We start from the raw sequence: 1,855 nt of genomic DNA, 5'->3' as shown, positions 1-1,855 counted from the left end.
TTCAAATCAAACGTTCGTTGGTGGATGTTACAGGTCTCTGCCTAAGCATGAGCGAAGAAAAGTTCGCTACTTGCGGGTTCTGAAATACTCCTCCGGGCTCGTTTGCGTTCCATCAGGTTCATCGGCGAGCAGTTGTTTTGCGGTCTGTTCTCCGGCTGCCAAAGCCCCCTCAATCAGTCCCGGGCTTATTTTTGAAGTTTCCGATACCGAAAATCGAACGCTTCCACCGAGATGAGCCTGTCTGAGTACCTCCGGACCGACATCGGGGTGGCTCGCAGGTTCGGAAAGATCGAGGTCCGAAACGATTTTCCGGTTCTTTGCCCAGTCTTGTATGAAAAATTCCTCTGGTTTTGCAGCAGCTTGCCCAAAGCACTCGACTAGCTGCCTCAGAATTGCCATTCGCAGCCTTTCCGGGTCGCTTTGTCGTATCGCGGGCGACCATCCAACAAAGCCGAAGATTGCCGCTGGGGTGCCATCAACGCCCGAATGGTCATGAGCTTCGACAAGAGGGCCAGTTCTACTAACAATGCGCCCGGCCAGTCCCCGATTTCGCCAAAATGGTTTGTTGTAAATCACGACTGCTTTGGCGTGGGTGCTCATCCACGTTGGAGCCCGGCGCATTGCGTCAAGTAGCTCCGGCGAAGCCCAAGGCATTTCGAGGTTTGCTGCAGCAATTCGTAATGGAACGGATATGACAACGTGGTCTGCTTCGATTTTTTCGCCGGTATCAATATGCACGCTTACCTTTTTGGCAGTTCCTTCTCGAATACCCGTTACATTTGTCGCGGTCCGAATGCACGCTGGGTCCATCGGTTTGCAAAGGGCCTTAATTAGACTTGTCGGCCCGCCAACGACGCGGGTAATACCGTCTTGTCCGGGTAAAGTCTGTCGAATTGGTTTTGGGCTGTATCCGTGAACAACTGCATCACCTTGGTTAAACTGCTCAAAAGTTTCTATTCCAAGCGAATTGGCCCATTTTGCAAAGGTGGGCTGATACTTTGGCCATACCCAAGTTGGCCCCAAATCAGCCAAAGTCCGATTGGTTCTCTGGTCGCACAAAGATCGAATGCGTCCTCCGACTTGAGCGTCAGCCTCAATCAAAAGGACATCGGTACCCCTTTCCCGAAGTACATGAGCTGCAGTCATACCTGACAACCCAGCACCTATTACAAGAACATCCAACATTCACCTCTTGGGATGTATTTACCCCTCTGGGACTTACAGATGTGTACATAGGGCAGCACCCGGTGACTTCATACTGTTTGTGGAGACAACGCGGCGGTTTGCTAAGCTTGGCGTGAGCGACTGCAATGCTCGCAAAACAGAATTATTGCGTCGGAGCGTCTAGGATAAAGTCTTGTGCTATACTTTGGAACCAAAGGGTAAGCATTACGTGAACAAGGGGAAACCGAAATGCTTCTTGCAGAGGCACTAGAGAAAGCTTCTTCGTATGCTGCTGCATGGAGTTCCAACGATCCAATGCAGGTGGCCGCTCACTATGCAGAAAACGGGGTCGCAAGGCTAAACTCAGGCAATGCGATCCAAGGCCGAGCGGCGATTGCCTCGGATTACGCTAAACCATTCTTTCGTGATTTTCCTAAATCTTCCGTATTGCTGCATGATTTTCGTATATCCGGGAACCACGCCCTTTTTACGGGTATGCTCGTCGGCCCTGGAAGGCCTGAAGAAGCTCCGATCCGTCTATTGGGATGGGAGGAGTGGACCCTCAACGATAATGGGCTGATCCAGTTGTCGTTGGTTTGGTTCGATCGCGAGGACCACGCGAGACAGGGCGGTAGCGCTTTCTCATAGTGGATGAACGACTTTAAGCCTGCATAGTATCGTCTAGATTGGT

Annotated in this window: 2 protein-coding genes; one reads left to right on the top strand and one right to left on the bottom strand. The window is 51.4% G+C overall.

Going from position 1 to position 1,855, the window contains the following annotated elements; translation table 11 throughout:
* Positions 1-66: 66 nt before the first annotated feature.
* Positions 67-1,182 carry a flavin monoamine oxidase family protein gene (locus tag ACR0DX_RS22690; protein ID WP_480847536.1) on the bottom strand — a complete coding sequence of 372 codons (1,116 nt, stop codon included), beginning with the start codon at positions 1,180-1,182 and terminating at the stop codon, positions 67-69.
* 231 nt (positions 1,183-1,413) lie between these two features.
* Between ACR0DX_RS22690 and ACR0DX_RS22685 the strand changes: the two genes are divergently transcribed.
* On the top strand, positions 1,414-1,812 hold the full coding sequence (locus ACR0DX_RS22685) for a nuclear transport factor 2 family protein (protein ID WP_480847534.1): 399 nt from the start codon (positions 1,414-1,416) through the stop codon (positions 1,810-1,812).
* Positions 1,813-1,855: the final 43 nt, after the last annotated feature.

This window comes from Ruegeria sp. D3 (genome assembly GCF_056534465.1).
This window is presented reverse-complemented; position numbering and strand designations above follow the sequence as displayed.